Origin of the sequence: Cupriavidus phytohabitans (genome assembly GCF_017815025.1) — a bacterium.
Classification (GTDB): Bacteria; Pseudomonadota; Gammaproteobacteria; order Burkholderiales; family Burkholderiaceae; genus Cupriavidus.
On the sequence record NZ_JAGIQB010000019.1, the window covers coordinates 13210 to 27318 of the forward strand.

The window sequence follows — 14109 nt, forward strand, 5'->3', positions numbered from 1 at the left end:
TGGCTCATGGGCGGCCTCCGCCGATCAGGCCACGCCGCCATTGGCGCGCAGCACCTGGCCATTTACCCAGGCGCCGTCCTTGCCGGCCAGGAAGGCCACGACGGCGGCGATGTCGTCCGGTTGGCCTAGGCGTTCCAGCGGCGGCATCTTGGCAAAGGTCTGGATCTGCTCTTCTGTCTTGCCGTTGAGGAACAGGTCTGTGGCCACGGGACCGGGCGCCACGGCGTTCACAGTGATGCGGCGGCCGCGCAGTTCCCTGGCGAAAACGCGGGTGAAGGCTTCTACCGCAGCCTTGGTGCCGTTGTAGATCGCGTAGCCGGGCAGGTTCAGCGCCAGCGTGGTGCTTGACAGGTTGATGATGCGTCCGCCCTCGTTCAGTCGCGTGGCCGCCTCCCGCAGAGTATTGAACACGCCCTGGGTGTTGATCGCGAAATTCAGCGCGTACAGGTCGTCGCTGGTCTGCGCCAAGGGAGCGGTCTTGAGGATGCCGGCGTTGTTGACCAGGACGTCGATCTTGCCAAGTTTTTCTTCGACGGTAGCGAACATGGCCTGTACCTGTTCAGCCTTTGAAACGTCGGCCTGGATCGCGATGGCCGAAGCGCCGGCCTGAACCAGCTCGGCAACCAGGGCGTCGGCTTCTGCCGCGTTGGAGGCGTAGTTGATGGCGATGGCGAAGCCGTCGCGGGCCAGGCGGCGGGCGATGCTGGCACCGATGCCGCGAGACGCGCCGGTGATCAGGGCAATGTGGGAAATGGTGGTCATGGTCTGAATCCTTCGTTTGAGGGGGCGTGAGATGGATTCTCGACTATTCAACCCAAAAGATAATTATGGGAAGATTGCGATCACAATTCCATTTGCTTTAACTGTTGGGCGACGTGCGCTATGGCTTGCGGCGATCTTCTTGGGTTGCTGGCAGTCGCCGTTGATGTAGGCAGGATCCCGAACAGGCATATACCCAACAGGACCAGCAGGAGGCGCACGCTGCACCTCTGGTTGTCTGGAATGGAATAGACAGGGTTGTTTGCGTTGTTTCGTTCACATCAACCATGGGCGCCGATGGATCGTTTCCAGGAAATGCAGGTTTTCGTCCGAATCGCGGACCGACGCAGTTTTTCGCTGGCGGCTGAGGATCTCCAGATTCCGCGCGCGACGGTGACAAACCTCATCAAGCGTCTGGAGCAGCGCCTCGGCGCCAGGTTGCTCGAGCGCACCACTCGACAGGTTCGTCTGACGCATGACGGCGAGGCTTACTACCACCGCTGCGTGCGGCTCCTGACCGACCTGGAGGAGGCGGAGAGCTCGTTTCGCGATGCACCGCCCAAAGGCCTGCTGCGGGTGAACCTGCAGGGCACTTTGGCCAGGCACTTCGTCGTGCCGGCTCTGGATGAGTTCCTGGCGCAGTACCCGGACATCACCTTGCATGTCGGGGAGGACGATCGGCTGGTCGATCTCGTTCGGGAAGGCGTGGACTGCGTACTGCGCGCCGGTGTCCTGCAGGACTCGTCCCTGATTGGCCGGCAGGTCGCGTTTGGAACAGGTCACTGTGGCGAGCCCTGCGTATCTTGAGCGGTATGGTGTGCCGAAGACGCTGGACGATCTGAAGAACCACTACGCCGTGGACTACGTCTCCAGCGCGACGGGTCGGCCGAGCCGCCTGGAATTCAAGGTTGATAAGGAAACTGTAGAGCGGCAACTCAAGTCGAGGATCTCGGTGACTGGCGCCGAGCTATATACAGGTGCTGCTGTTTCCGGACTCGGCCTTGTTCAAGTACCTGGCTATCGGATCGAGAGAGAGCTGGCAGCGGGTCAGCTACGGATTGTCTTGCCTGGCAACCCGCCGCCGCCGATGCCTGTATCGGTGCTATATCCTCAGAACCGGCAGCTGTCGGCACGTGTACGAGTATTCGCCCAATGGCTGGCAGCCCGTTTCGTGTCTCCCACTTTGCACAGAGCCGATGGCTTCCGTGGCTGTGCCCACGCCGTTGCCTACAAAAGCTAAGCCAGCCCGTACGCTGCCGGTGCCGGCACTGCTGTATCAGTGCGACATGCGTGAGCTTCCCCGTGCTGTGCTGACTGGACGAAGGTTACAAGCCCTTTGTCGTGGCGGACGCCTGCGACCGTCGAGTCTCACCGCTACGCACTGGACCGAATGAGTTGCAGGGGGGCGGAGGTGACAAGCTGGTTGCAGGTCTTGCTCGAGTTCCAGAGGGACCGGACGCGCAAGGAGACCTATGACAAGGCGCGCGGACTGGTTGAGCGCTTTGGCGGCGGTTACGGCATGGGACTCAAGTACGCCAGGGATATGTTGGTGAAGCCTTGAAGGCTGCTGGCGATCTTCGGCGGCATCAATGCTGCAGCAGCCCCGCAGTCTGCGCTTGCGCCCGTGCATATTCCCCAGCCAGCACATCAACCAGTTCATCCACGGGAAGCACCCCATCCACCCCCGAAACGCTGTGCCCGGCACTCCAGATGTCGACCCAGCGCTTGGGGCCATGCGCCTCCTGGCCATGCTCGCTGAACAGTTCGCGGGCGCGCTCGGGAGACACCTTGCCTTGCAGGGCCTGCGGGTCCAGCCCCGCCGCCACGATGGAGGGGCGCAGCATGTTGGTATCCAGCCCGGTGAAGGCCTGGGTCAGCAACACGTCGTCGAGCCGGCTGTCTACCAGCATGGCTTTGTAGCGGTTGGCACCCAGGCTTTCGGGCGTGGCGATGAAGCGCGTGCCCATCATGCCCAGATCACAGCCCAGGGTGCGCGCCGCCCACAGCGCGGCGCCGTCGGACATGCCGCCTGACAGCACGATGGGGCCGTCGAACATCCGGCGCACGGCACGCACAAAGGCAAAGGGGTTGGCCCCCCCGGTCTGCCCGCCGGCGCCGGCCGTGAGCAGGATCAGGCCATCGGCCCCTGCCGCCAGCGCCTTCTCGGCATGGCGGATCGATGCCACGTCGGCGAACACCAGGCAGCCGATATCGTGCAGTGGCTGGATGACGGCCTCAGGTGAGCCAACGCTGGCGATGACCATCTCCACCCGGTGGCGGATGAGGACCCGCAGGTCCTCATCCAGAGTGGCCCGGCGGCGCATGATGATGTTTGGGCAGACCGGCGCGACCGGGCCAGGCGCTTCGGTGCACCGGGCCTTGATCTGGGTAAGCCAGGCGTCCAGCTCCTCGGCGCCACGGGCGTTGACCGTGGGAAACGCGCCGATGACGCCGCTGCGGCAGGCGGCTGCCACCAGGTCGGGGCCGGACACGCGCAGCATCGGCGCGGCAATTAGCGGCAGTCGCAGGCGCGACGCCAGCGATGAAGGCAAACTCATGCAATCCTCTCCATCAGGTGCTTGGGCATCCGCTCACCATGCGGTGCGCCAGGCCATGTCAGTTCGATCAGTTCGCATAGCCGGTCTTTTCGATCAGGCGGGCAAAGCGCTTGCGCTCCTCCTGCGCATAGAGCCTGGTCTTCTCCGGATCCAGATCGACCGTCTCGGAGCCGGCGCTGGCTTGCTCCACGTAGGCCAGATATTCCCTGGACTTCAGCGCGGCGGAGAATCCCTTGTACAGGCGCTGCACCAACTCGGGCGGCGTGCCGGCCTTGACGCCGTAGCCGATCCACACATAAGCCGTCGAATCGGGGTAGCCCAGTTCGCTGAAGGTCGGCACATCCTGGAAGGCCGCAGGCCTGCGCTCGTGCGTCAAGGCCAGCAGATGGATCTTGCCGGCGCGGAAGAATTCGCGCGAGGCGCCGGCATCGATGATCATCGCGTCGACATTGCCGCCTACCACGTCGTTGAGCGCGGGCGCCGGGGCCTTGTATTGCACGTTGTTGAGCTGGATGCCGAGGTCGCGCTGGATCATCAGCGCCAGCAGCTTGTAGTAATGCCCGCTGTAGGTGGCCAGCGACGCCTTGCCCGGGTTGGCCTTGGCGTAGGCGATGAACTCGGTGAGCGACTTGTACCTGCCTGCCTTCACGACCAGGGCGGCACCGCCGCGCACCGAAGTAATGACGGGCTGCAGCTGGGTTTCCGGATTGAAGCGCAGGCTCTTGTTGACCAGCGGAACGATCACCATGTTGCTGGGCGAGAGCATCAGCACGCGCGTTCCGTCGGACGGGCCGCTCAACACGTATTGCGTGGCGATCATGGTGTCGGCGCCTGGCTTGTTCTCGACGATCACCGTGCGCTGCAGTTCGCGGGACAGCACATCGGCAAGGATACGCGTGCTGGTGTCGGCGCCTGTGCCGCCGCCCAGGGGCAAGATGATGCTGATCGGGGTCTTGTCCTGCGCAAGCAGCGGCGAATGCGCTGCCCATGCCGTGGCCGCCGCTGCGGAGCCCAGCAGAAAGCTTCGTCTTTGCATAGTTGTCTCCTCCTTGTTCCTGGCGCTATTCGCCGGACCAGACCGGCGCGCGCTTGGCCGCAAAGGCCTTGAGTCCTTCCACCCGGTCCTTTGAGTTGAGCGCAACCTGGGCAATCGGCATCTGGTTTTCCCAGGCTTCGAGCTCAGGCCATTCGAAGGCCTTGGACATGATGCGCTTGGATGCGGCCAGTGCCGTCGGGCCGTTCACCAGCAGCGAGCGGGCCAGCTCCATGGCGCTGTCCAGGGTCGTGCCCGGCTCGACGATCCGGTTCAAGATGCCGTAGGGCCGCAGGAAGCCGGCGTCGTAGATCTTGCCGGTCAGGGCCATCTCGAACGCGATGTTGTAGGGAATCTTCTTGGGCAGGCGGAACAGCCCGCCGCCCACGGCCACCAGGTTGTGCCTGACCTCGGGCAGGCCGAACTTGGCGTTGGCGGCGGCCACCACCATGTCGGAGGTCAGGCACAGCTCGAAGCCGCCGCCCACGGCGTAGCCCTCGACGGCGGCGATCAGCGGCTTGCGCAGCGGATGCACGAAGCAGCCGAAGCCACCGCGCCGCAGCCTGGTGCGCTTGACGCCGCTGGCCGCTTCCTTCAGGTCGGCGCCGGTCGAGAAATTGCCGCCGGCCCCATGGATGACGGCAACGAAGCAGTGCTTGTCCTCGTCGATTTCGTCCATGATGTCCTGCAGCGCGATCGCCATCGCGTTGTTGCAGCAGTTCTTGACTTCGGGCCGGTTCAGGGTGATGACGGCCACTCCGACCTTCTTCTCCAGCATTGCGGCTTGCTCGGTGGTCATGGTGCGCTCCTCACAGGTTGAACGAGAACCCGCCGTTGACCGGATAGGTCTGGCCCGTGATCCACGAACTCGATCCTGATGCCAGGAACAACACCATGTTGGCCACGTCCTCGGGCTGCCCCACGCGGCGGATCACGTAGTTCGACAGCATCTTCTTTGTCCTGTCGGGATCAGCCTCCAGGCGCGCGGCGATCGCCGGCGTCGCCGTGGCGGAGATGGCGACGCAATTGGCGGTGATGTTGTAGCGCCCCAGGGCCCTGGCCGCGCCGCGCATGAAGCCGGCGGCCCCGGCCTTGGCGCCGGAGTAGATCTCCAGGTTAGGCTCGCCCACGCGGCCGGCGTCGGAGATGATGGTGATCAGCCGGCCCGCGTTCTTTTCGATCATGCCGGGCACGACTGCCGCGGTGCAGTTGATGACGCCGTAGAAATTGACGCGGATGAAGCTGTCCCAGGCCGCCTCGCCGACCTCCCAGAAATGCTTGCGCGCTTCCGGGTTGGGGTTGACGCCCGAATTGCCGGCGTTGTTGACCAGGATGTCGATGCTGCCGCCGGCCTCGTGCGCGGCCTGCGCAAACGCGGCCTTGACCTGCTCCTGGTCGGTCACGTCGCACACGGCAGCCACGCCCTTCACGCCCAGCGCCTCGATTTCCTGCACCACCGCCTGTGCCCGCTCGGCATAGAAGTCGTTGACGATGACGGCCCGGGCTCCGCTTCTGGCGAAGTGCAGGGCCACCTCGCGGCCCACGCCCTGGCCCGCGCCGGTGACGGCGGCGATTTTTCCGTTGAGGTCGGTCAGGTTCAAGGTCATACGTTGCGCTCCTGGTTGTTCCAATGGGGTTGGCGAAGCTCGCGCTTCAGGATCTTGCCGACGGCATTGCGCGGCAGTTCGGCGACATGGACAAAATCCCGTGGCCGCTTGTACGACGCCAGGTGCGCTTGCCCCAGCGCAGCCAGCTCGTCGCCGGCAATGGGCTGGCCGTCCCTGGATTCGTAGTAGGCCACCACCTTCTCGCCAAATTCTTCGTCGGGCAGGCCGACCACCGCGATGTCGAGCAAGCCGGGGTGCTGGTAGAACGCGGCCTCGATTTCCGCGGGATAGATGTTGACCCCGCCCGAGATGATCATGTCCTTGGCGCGGTCGGTGATGTAGAGATAGCCGTCTTCATCGAGGTGCCCCATGTCGCCCGTGCGGAAGAAGCCGCGCGCATCGAGCGTGTCTTCATCCAGCGGCGGCGCATTGAGATAGCTCCTGATCACGGCGGGGGTGTCGACCCAGATCTCGCCAACGGTGCCGCAAGGGCACGGCTTGCCGTCCTCGTCGCGGATCTCCACTTCCACGCCGTCATAGGGGAGGCCGCTGGAGCCGGGTTTTCTGAAATGGTCTTCCGGCTTCATGCCGGCAACCATGCCGGTCTCGGTGGAGCCGTAGCCCTCATGCAGCACCGGCCCGAACTGCTCGTGCACCCACCGCTTGATCGCCATGGGTACAGGTGCGGCGCCGATGCCCATGCTCTTGAGGCGCGGCACCTGGCGGCCCGAGGTCTCCTGGTAGCTTTTGAGCCGCTTGTACATGGTGGGCACGCCAGTCCAGTGCGTGACGCCGTGCTTCTCGGCCAGGTCGAACCACTGGGCGGCATCGAAGCGGTTCTGCAAGACCAGCATGGAGCCGCTGGCCATTGCCACGCGCACCTGCGAAGGGCCGGAGCCGTGGTGCAGGGGCATGGACACCAGCACTACGTCGGACACCTGGTACCGCTTGTACGCCCCGCCCTGGGCCTCCAGGTAGCGGTTCAGGCGCTCGTTGCCCGGCTCGGGCCGCAGATGGCGCTGTACGCCCTTGGGCTTGCCCATGGTACCGGACGTGTAGATGATCTGCTCGCACAGTTCGTCCATGGTGATGGGCGCTCCGCACGGCTGGGTCAGCGCGCTCCATTGGCTCTCTGCGCCGGTGCGGGTCACCGGAACGATGGCGTCCCGCGGCAGCGCAGAGATTTTTTCCATGAACGCCTGCGGCTGCTCGTCGTCAAGGATCAGCATCCTCGCGCCGGCGTTCTCCAGCACATAGTTGACCTCGTCGGCGACCAGGCGCCAGTTGATGCCCAGCAGCCGGGCCTTGAGCTTGGACAGCGCCAGCATCAGGGCCACCCATCGCGACGTGGTCTGCATGCGCAGCGCCACGATGTCGCCGGCGCCGACACCGCACCGGGCCAGTTGATTGGCGATGTTGTCGGCCAGCGTGTTGACTTCGCGCCAGGTCAGGGTTTGGTCTGCGGCGAGCACGGCGGGCCGGTCTGGCTGGATCTGCGCCCAGTGCTCAGGCAGGGTCGGTACGGTTGTCATCGGGGTGTCCATCCTTCAGCGAAACAGGTGGCGGGCCAGCACGTGGTACTTGTGCACCTCGGTCGGGCCTTCATAGATGCGGGCAGGGCGCTGCGAGCGATACCAGTGCGCGATGGGGTTATCCAGCGACACGCCGGCCGCGCCGAAGACCTGCACGCCACGGTCGAGCACGCGGCCGACCACCTCTGTGGCCTGCATCTTGATCAGGCTGGCCTCGACACGCGTGTCGTGGCCGGCATCGGCCTTCCTGGCGGCGGCGTACATCATCAGGCGGCACTGGTTGATGTCGATCCATGAGTCCACGACCATGGCCTGGATCGCCTGCTTCTGCGACAGGGCGGAGCCGAAGGTCACGCGCTGCCTGGCATACTCGGTCATCATCTCGAGCGTGCGCATGGCGATGCCCAGGGCACGCGCGCCCACGCCGAAGCGCGCCTGCGACAGGATGATCTGCGCGTTGCGGAAGCCTTCGCCGCTGGCGCCGATCAACGCATCCTCGGGCACTTCACAGTTGTCGAAGATCAGCTCGTTGGTGATCATGCCGTCCAGCGTCTGGATGTCTCGCGACACGTTCAGGCCCGGATTGGACTTGTCCACCGCGAACATGGAGATGCCGCCGTGCTGGCGCTTTTCCTGGTCGGTCACGGCCACGACGAAGATCACCTCGGCGGGGCCGACGCTGGAGATGAAGACCTTGGTGCCGTTGATCACCCACTTGTCGCCCCGCTTGACGGCTTTGGTCTGGATCGCATTGCCGGGGTCGGCGCCGCCCGAAGGCTCGGTCTGTGCAAACGCATACCGCAACCGGTCTTCCAGGCAGGGATCGAGGTAGCGCTCCTTCTGCACGCCCGTGGCGTTGAAGAGGAACGGCGGCACCTGCCCGCCGAAGCGCAGGGGCACCAGGCATTGGTAGTTCTGCTCGATGACCGCCAGCTGCTGCGTCACCGTCAGCCTGGCGCCGCCCAGCGCCTCGGGCAGCGTCAGGCCCCACAGGCCCACCTCCTTGGCGGCCCTGGTGCCGGGCAGCAGGTCCTGCGGGGTGATCTCGCCGCCCTGCAGCTTCCTGGCCTCCAGCGGCATCTGGTGCTTGTGCACCAGCTTGCGGGTGAGGTCCACGATGGCACGCGTGTCCTCGTCGAATTCGACCATGTAGTCGATCATGTGCATGTCTCCTGGATGTGATTCGCGGCTCAGATGCCCAGCACGTGCGCGTAGCAGACGGCGCCCACGCCCACCATGTGCGCCAGCCCCGTGCGCGCCCGGGGCTGCTGCCGCTGCCCGGCCTCGCCGCGCAGTTGCAGCGTGATTTCGGCGATCTGCCCCACGCCGGTGGGACCGATCGGGTGCCCCATGGCAATGAGCCCGCCGGATGGGCTCACGGCCACCTTGCCGCCGATGTGGAACTCGCCCGCCTTCAAGGCCGGTATGGCCTGGCCCGGCTTGCACAGGCCCATGGCCTCGACGTACAGCACTTCCTCGATCGCGAACGCGTCGTGCAGCTCGACCACGTCAAGCGCCGTGGGTGCCACGCCGGCCTCCTGCAGCGCCTGCAGGCAGGTGGCCTGCGTAAGCAGTTCGTCGAACGCGGTGGCGTCCTTGTACACAGCCTGGCTCCGGGCGGCAGACGACAGCACGCGCACCGCGCGGCCGGGCTCGATGCCGTGCGCCTTGACCGCGTCTTCGGACATCAGCACCACCGCCGCCGCGCCTTCGCCGACCGGCGTGCATTGCAGCACCGTGAGGTCGCCCGACACCTTGCGCCCCCCCAGCACCTCCTCAAGGGTGCGCGGCTTCTGCCGCTGGGCGTTCGGGTTGAGCGCGCCGTTGTTGTGGTTCTTCACCGCGGCCAGCGCGATGTCGCGCATGTCGGCCCCGGAGCGATGCACATACTTGTCCGCCAGCAGCGCAAAATGTGTGAACGGCGCGATGTACTCGCTCGCCAGCTGCTCGATGCCAGCCTGTGTCTCGGCACGGACCACCGGCGCGCGCTTGTCCACGCCCAGCACCAGCGCGGTATCTGCCAGGCCGCTGGCCACTTCGATGCAGGCATTGCGGAACGCCGTCGAACCGGAGGCCGAAGCGTTTTCGACATGGGCGATGGGCAGGCCCGTCGCCCCAAGGTGGCGCAGGATGGGCCGGCCACAGGCCATGCCCAGCAGCGCCCGGGCAACATAGACCGTGTCCACGCAGGCAATGGGCACGCTCGCGTCTGCCAGCGCCTGGCGCGCGGCAGTCAGGCCCAGGGTCACGTACGACGTATCCGACGGATCCTGGTAGCGGTGCCAGCCAATGCCCACGACGTAGACCGGCCGCAGGTCCTTCAATGTTCGCTTCATGCGGTCACCCCGAATCGGAATTCCAGAACCGCGGGGTCTTGCCCGCGCTGACGCAGCACGCCATGGACGCGCCGGCCATGCCAGTCGCCAGCCTCGTGCCCAACGTCGAGCAGGGCGCGCACCACCGGGCCGGCGTCGAGCCGGACCTCGGCCACCGTGAATGGCACCGCAGGCTCCGGCTGGGCATGGATGTGGACCTGGCTGGTGCCCAGCACCATGCCTTGCGCCGCCAGTTCGATATCGGCCAGTTCGCTGCTGCCGCAGCACTCGCATCCGTAGTGCTGCGGTGGGAACGCCACTTCATCGCATGCTGAGCAGCGGACCCCTTTGAGAAAAGGGGTCTGGTGGGCGTCCCGGCCACAGAGGGTGGGTTTCTCGATGTGGGAAGTTGTGTCGTCTGTCTTCATGTTTTTTCCTCAACTTACTTACCATATGGTTGGTAAGTTTGTATGATTTAGCAAATAGGGTTTTCACGCAGTCCGGCCATCTCTTGCCGGCCCTGCCATTCCAGTCATTCCAACAAGGAGCTCCAGATGGGCCCACTCGCAGGCGTCAAAGTGATCGAAATCAGCGGCATCGGGCCCGGCCCGTTCTGCGGCATGCTGCTGGCCGATCTGGGCGCGACCGTCATCGCCGTCGAGCCGCCCGAGCGCCTGGCCACGCCGGAACGGCCCCACGCCATCACCAGCCGCGGCAAGCAGTCGGTAGTGCTGAATCTAAAGGATCCCGTGGCCGTGGAGGCCGTGCTGCGGCTGTGCGAGGGTGCCGACCTGCTGATCGAAGGCATGCGCCCCGGCGTGATGGAGCGCCTCGGCCTGGGGCCGGAGGTGTGCCTGCAGCGCTGGCCCACGCTGGTGTACGGCCGCATGACGGGCTGGGGCCAGGAGGGCCCATGGGCGCCGCGCGCCGGCCACGACAGCAACTACACCGCCCTCAGCGGCGCCCTGTGGTTTGCCGGCCCGGCCGGTGAGCCGCCGATGGCGCCGTCCACCGTGCTGGGCGACGTGGCCGGCGGCGCGCTGTATCTGGCGGTGGGGCTGCTGGCAGCGCTGCAGCATGCGCGCAGCACGGGGCAAGGGCAGGTCGTCGATGCCGCCATCGTCGATGGCGCTGCCCACATGCTTAACCTGATGCTGGGCGCCATCCAGCGGCGCGGCGGCGGCTTCGAGCGCGGCACGCAGGCTTTTGACGGTTCGCATTGGGCGGCGCAAAGCTACCAGTGCCAGGACGGCGGCTGGATCAACTTTGCGCCGCTGGAACCCAGGTTCTATGCCGAGTTGCTCGCGCGCCTGGAGCTGGACGGCGACGCGCGTTTTGTCCGCGGCCAGAACGACCCCGGCCTGTGGCCCGAGCTCAGGCAAGCCATGGCCGCGCTCATGCGCTCGCGCACCCGCGCCGAATGGGAAGCCCGCCTGGGAGGCAGTGACGCCTGCTGGGCGCCCGTGCTGGCGCCGCACGAGGCCGCCCGCCACCCACACATGGCTGCGCGCCAGAGTTATGTCGAGCGTGGGGGCGTGCTGCAGGCCGCCCCCGCGCCGCGGTTCTCGGCCACGCCGCCGGAGATGCGGGACATCACGCCCGTGGGCACTCACACGCGCGAAATTCTGAGCACTCTGGCTCTAACGCCCGATAATCTGGAGAATTTGCTCCGTTCACAAAACGCCTGAGTTTGCTTAACCATGACTGCCACGACACCCCATACCGTCCGAACCCGACGCACGCAGGAGGAGCGGCGCGCTACGTCGGAGCTGGCCTTGATCAAGGCCGCCACGACGGTCATGCGCGCCAAGGGCGTTGGTGGCATGACGATTGCTGAGGTGGCCGAGACCGCGGGCGTCAGCAAGGGGCTCGTCGTTCACCTGTATGGCAGCAAGCAGGCGCTGCAACTGGCCGTGCTGACCGAGCTGCGCGCCGAGTTCGCCAAGCGCTTCCACCAGGCGGAAGGGCACACGTTTGGCCTCGAACGTCTGCGTAGCTTCATACGCGCGCACTTTGGCAGCCTCAGCAAGCCAGACTCCAACACCCAGGTGTTCTCGGCGCTGCTGTCGGAGGCCATCTTTCAGGATCAGGAGTTCGCCGCGGACGTCGCGAGCATGAACGACGCCACGATCGCTTTCGTGCGCGAGTGCCTGGAGGCGGAACAGTCCCGGGGCACCCGCTTCATCGAGTCCGACCTGGACAGCCTGGCCACTTTCATTGTCGCCAACATGCGCGGCATCGCGCAGGTCTTTTCCATCAATGCCACCGCCAAGAGCAAGACCCTTGACACGAAGAAGCTGATGCACCTGTGCGAGGCGATGGTGGATCGCATGGTGGTTTCCGGTTGATGCTGACCTGGCGGTTCCTTCGTCTGGGCGCAGCAGAAGTCGATACTGCCGTTTGACCCTTGCGGCTTACTGCAGGAAGACTTTTCCCTGAACCACCCGGACCGCCCGGGATGCCAAGGCGCTACCCTGGCACGGGCCATCGATGCAGACGCCGTCGTGAAAACGGAACAGCGCCGAATGGTGGGCGCACATCAAGACCTCGGCCTCATAGGTATGGATCGTGCCGGGGACGAAGTCGAGTGGTATCGAGAAGTGCGGGCAGCGGTTCACGTAAGCCCAGACCTGCGTGCCGCGGCGCACCAGGACCAGGTGCTCGGTGGCGGTCTGGATGGCCAGAGACTGGCCGTCGGCAATGTCTTCGAGATGGCAAAGCATGGCACCCTCAGGCTTCATCGGGATTGCCCAGGCTCCAGTGCCAGGGACGGACCTCGACACGCTCGAACAGGCCGGCGCGCATATACGGGTCGTCGGACAGGAAACGTTCGACGTCCACGATATTTCCGGCTTCGACCACCAGCAGCGTGCCGTTCATGGTTTCGCCTTGCGGGTCCAGCGTCGGCCCGCCCAGGCATACCCGCACCTTGTGGCTGGCGGTCTCGCGCAGGTAGGCGCGATGGGCCGGGCGCACGCGTTCGCGTACGGCCCGCATGCCCGGCTTGTCGGTGGCAAAGATGGCGTAGAAGGCTGGCATGCGGCTTATCGTGGCTCGAGGACGAAGTCATAGCAGGCTTCGCGGAACGGGCCGTCAAAGCCGAAGCGTGTTGCCAGCGGATGGTCGGCCGGACGCGCTTCGTACGCGACCTGCAGCGAAGGCTTGACGCCGAACACGGCATCGGATTCGAGATAGGGATCGCCCTGGTTGAAGAGGTGGGTAACCAGCGTGCGATGGTTCGGGGCATCGATCATGAAATGCAAGTGGGCGGGCCGCCAGGAATGGCGGTTGGTCGCCGACAACATGCGCCCGACCGGCCCATCGGTCGGGATCGGGTAGCTGACCGGAACGATGGTGCGGATGGCGTAGCAGCCATCCTCGTCCGTGCGGTAAGGCCCACGCAGGTTGCCTTCGGGCTGCGCGGTGTCCTGGCCGGAGTACATGCCGTTCTCGGCGGTCTGCCAGATATCGAGCACCGCGCCCGCCAGCGGCGTGCCGTCGGTCGAGCAGACCCGGCCGTGCACCAGCGCCGGCGTGCCGGGCGTGGCGGCCATGTTCTCGCCGCAGGCGCGTTCGGGCATGCCGGCGATATAGAACGGCCCGAACACGGTGGTATCGGTGGCGCCGCCGGCATGGCGGTGGTTGATGGCGTCGACCAGCATCGAGACGCCCAGCGTATCGGACAGCAGGATGAATTCCTGCCGCACCTTGCCGTCGCACATCTTGCCGGTATCGGTCAGGAACCGGATGGCGGCAAGCCATTCCGCCTCCGTCGGTTCCACCTCGCGGACATAGGCGTGCAGATGCCGTACCAGCGCCTGCATCAGCGTCCTCAGGCGCGGGTCCGGCGTGGCGGCGAACCGCTCCACCACTTGTTCCGTCAGGGCTGCCTCGGCAGCCGCGTGCGGGGTTTCCATCGCAGTGTTCCTCCAAAGGCCGGTAACGGGAATCGCGCCGCCGCTCAGGCCGGAGCCTGGCCGCGCGAGGCGCGCCCGAGCAGCGCCAGGATGGCTTCGCGCTCAATCGGGCGCGGGTTGTAGTAGGCATTGGTACAGGCCGGCGTGGCGGCCTCATCCAGGCCAGCCTCCGGCATGCCGATCGGGGCAAGTGAGGCAGGGATACCGAGCGCCTGGTTCACGAGCAGCCCGGCGAGACGCTCGCCCAGCGCGCGCTGCTCCGGTGTGGTGAGCACCAGCGCCCGGTGCGCGCCCAGGCGCGCCACCTCTTCGGGCAGATGCTGCAGCGCATCCTCCCCGAAGACCACGCGCGATGGCGCGGACTGGTAGACAAAGCTCTCCATGATTG

General features: G+C 65.8%; 15 protein-coding genes and 1 pseudogene. 3 read left to right on the forward strand and 13 right to left on the reverse strand.

Features of this window, described 5'->3' with window-relative positions:
* Positions 1-24 precede the first annotated feature (24 nt).
* Positions 25-762, reverse strand: coding sequence for an SDR family oxidoreductase (locus J8I34_RS15055; RefSeq protein ID WP_209806356.1), 738 nt, complete (start codon positions 760-762; stop codon positions 25-27).
* Between the two features lie 294 nt (positions 763-1056).
* On the opposite strand from J8I34_RS15055, the pseudogene J8I34_RS15060 reads away from it, so the two are divergent.
* Positions 1057-1999 (forward strand): annotated as a pseudogene (locus J8I34_RS15060) (LysR family transcriptional regulator).
* 346 nt (positions 2000-2345) lie between these two features.
* Here the strand turns inward: J8I34_RS15060 and J8I34_RS15065 are convergent.
* The 8 genes from J8I34_RS15065 to J8I34_RS15100 all read right to left on the reverse strand — a co-directional run bounded on the left by J8I34_RS15065 (position 2346) and on the right by J8I34_RS15100 (position 10232).
* Entirely contained in the window at positions 2346-3317 is a 972-nt protein-coding gene (locus J8I34_RS15065) for an NAD(P)H-dependent flavin oxidoreductase (protein WP_209806357.1), read from the reverse strand.
* A 67-nt stretch (positions 3318-3384) separates the two neighbouring features.
* Positions 3385-4353 (reverse strand): tripartite tricarboxylate transporter substrate binding protein, encoded by a 969-nt coding sequence (locus tag J8I34_RS15070; RefSeq protein ID WP_029048669.1) that lies wholly within the window; start codon positions 4351-4353, stop codon positions 3385-3387.
* 25 nt (positions 4354-4378) lie between these two features.
* Positions 4379-5149: a crotonase/enoyl-CoA hydratase family protein gene (locus J8I34_RS15075; RefSeq protein ID WP_209806358.1), complete on the reverse strand. Its 771-nt coding sequence runs from the start codon at positions 5147-5149 to the stop codon at positions 4379-4381.
* Between the two features lie 10 nt (positions 5150-5159).
* Complete coding sequence (locus tag J8I34_RS15080) at positions 5160-5957, reverse strand: SDR family NAD(P)-dependent oxidoreductase (RefSeq protein ID WP_035878218.1); 798 nt, start codon at positions 5955-5957, stop codon at positions 5160-5162.
* Positions 5954-7489: a class I adenylate-forming enzyme family protein gene (locus J8I34_RS15085; protein WP_209806359.1), complete on the reverse strand. Its 1536-nt coding sequence runs from the start codon at positions 7487-7489 to the stop codon at positions 5954-5956. The genes J8I34_RS15080 and J8I34_RS15085 overlap by 4 nt, the downstream gene beginning before the upstream one ends.
* A gap of 15 nt (positions 7490-7504) precedes the next feature.
* Positions 7505-8650 (reverse strand): acyl-CoA dehydrogenase family protein, encoded by a 1146-nt coding sequence (locus J8I34_RS15090; protein WP_209806360.1) that lies wholly within the window; start codon positions 8648-8650, stop codon positions 7505-7507.
* Between the two features lie 29 nt (positions 8651-8679).
* Positions 8680-9825: a thiolase family protein gene (locus J8I34_RS15095; RefSeq protein WP_209806361.1), complete on the reverse strand. Its 1146-nt coding sequence runs from the start codon at positions 9823-9825 to the stop codon at positions 8680-8682.
* Positions 9822-10232: a Zn-ribbon domain-containing OB-fold protein gene (locus J8I34_RS15100; protein ID WP_156914433.1), complete on the reverse strand. Its 411-nt coding sequence runs from the start codon at positions 10230-10232 to the stop codon at positions 9822-9824. Before J8I34_RS15100 ends, J8I34_RS15095 begins: the two co-directional genes overlap by 4 nt.
* A gap of 126 nt (positions 10233-10358) precedes the next feature.
* Here J8I34_RS15100 and J8I34_RS15105 point away from each other — a divergent pair, with 126 nt between their 5' ends.
* Together J8I34_RS15105 and J8I34_RS15110 are read left to right on the forward strand one after the other, a co-directional pair.
* Entirely contained in the window at positions 10359-11492 is a 1134-nt protein-coding gene (locus J8I34_RS15105; protein ID WP_029048664.1) for a CaiB/BaiF CoA transferase family protein, read from the forward strand.
* 87 nt (positions 11493-11579) lie between these two features.
* On the forward strand, positions 11580-12152 hold the full coding sequence (locus J8I34_RS15110; RefSeq protein WP_029048663.1) for a TetR/AcrR family transcriptional regulator: 573 nt from the start codon (positions 11580-11582) through the stop codon (positions 12150-12152).
* A gap of 66 nt (positions 12153-12218) precedes the next feature.
* On the opposite strand, the gene J8I34_RS15115 is transcribed toward J8I34_RS15110, so the two are convergent.
* Genes J8I34_RS15115 through J8I34_RS34735 form a run of 4 tightly spaced genes read right to left on the reverse strand, consistent with a single transcriptional unit; the run spans position 12219 to position 14104 of the window.
* The gene (locus J8I34_RS15115) at positions 12219-12545 is read right to left on the reverse strand and encodes a Rieske (2Fe-2S) protein (RefSeq protein ID WP_035878211.1); all 327 of its coding nucleotides are present in this window, start codon (positions 12543-12545) and stop codon (positions 12219-12221) included.
* Positions 12535-12843, reverse strand: a complete 309-nt coding sequence (locus J8I34_RS15120; RefSeq protein ID WP_029048662.1) for a YciI family protein — start codon at positions 12841-12843, stop codon at positions 12535-12537. The genes J8I34_RS15115 and J8I34_RS15120 overlap by 11 nt, the downstream gene beginning before the upstream one ends.
* 5 nt (positions 12844-12848) lie before the next feature.
* Positions 12849-13721, reverse strand: coding sequence for an intradiol ring-cleavage dioxygenase (locus J8I34_RS15125; protein WP_209773548.1), 873 nt, complete (start codon positions 13719-13721; stop codon positions 12849-12851).
* 44 nt (positions 13722-13765) lie between these two features.
* The gene (locus J8I34_RS34735) at positions 13766-14104 is read right to left on the reverse strand and encodes a dehydroquinate synthase/iron-containing alcohol dehydrogenase family protein (RefSeq protein WP_029048660.1); all 339 of its coding nucleotides are present in this window, start codon (positions 14102-14104) and stop codon (positions 13766-13768) included.
* Positions 14105-14109: the final 5 nt, after the last annotated feature.

Coding starts and splice junctions, on each gene's coding strand:
- J8I34_RS15055 (WP_209806356.1), bottom strand. CDS start 762: ATGACCACCATTTCCCACATTGCCCTGATCACCGGCGCGTCTCGCGGC.
- J8I34_RS15065 (WP_209806357.1), bottom strand. CDS start 3,317: ATGAGTTTGCCTTCATCGCTGGCGTCGCGCCTGCGACTGCCGCTAATT.
- J8I34_RS15070 (WP_029048669.1), bottom strand. CDS start 4,353: ATGCAAAGACGAAGCTTTCTGCTGGGCTCCGCAGCGGCGGCCACGGCA.
- J8I34_RS15075 (WP_209806358.1), bottom strand. CDS start 5,149: ATGACCACCGAGCAAGCCGCAATGCTGGAGAAGAAGGTCGGAGTGGCC.
- J8I34_RS15080 (WP_035878218.1), bottom strand. CDS start 5,957: ATGACCTTGAACCTGACCGACCTCAACGGAAAAATCGCCGCCGTCACC.
- J8I34_RS15085 (WP_209806359.1), bottom strand. CDS start 7,489: ATGACAACCGTACCGACCCTGCCTGAGCACTGGGCGCAGATCCAGCCA.
- J8I34_RS15090 (WP_209806360.1), bottom strand. CDS start 8,650: ATGATCGACTACATGGTCGAATTCGACGAGGACACGCGTGCCATCGTG.
- J8I34_RS15095 (WP_209806361.1), bottom strand. CDS start 9,825: ATGAAGCGAACATTGAAGGACCTGCGGCCGGTCTACGTCGTGGGCATT.
- J8I34_RS15100 (WP_156914433.1), bottom strand. CDS start 10,232: ATGAAGACAGACGACACAACTTCCCACATCGAGAAACCCACCCTCTGT.
- J8I34_RS15105 (WP_029048664.1), top strand. CDS start 10,359: ATGGGCCCACTCGCAGGCGTCAAAGTGATCGAAATCAGCGGCATCGGG.
- J8I34_RS15115 (WP_035878211.1), bottom strand. CDS start 12,545: ATGAAGCCTGAGGGTGCCATGCTTTGCCATCTCGAAGACATTGCCGAC.
- J8I34_RS15120 (WP_029048662.1), bottom strand. CDS start 12,843: ATGCCAGCCTTCTACGCCATCTTTGCCACCGACAAGCCGGGCATGCGG.
- J8I34_RS15125 (WP_209773548.1), bottom strand. CDS start 13,721: ATGGAAACCCCGCACGCGGCTGCCGAGGCAGCCCTGACGGAACAAGTG.
- J8I34_RS34735 (WP_029048660.1), bottom strand. CDS start 14,104: ATGGAGAGCTTTGTCTACCAGTCCGCGCCATCGCGCGTGGTCTTCGGG.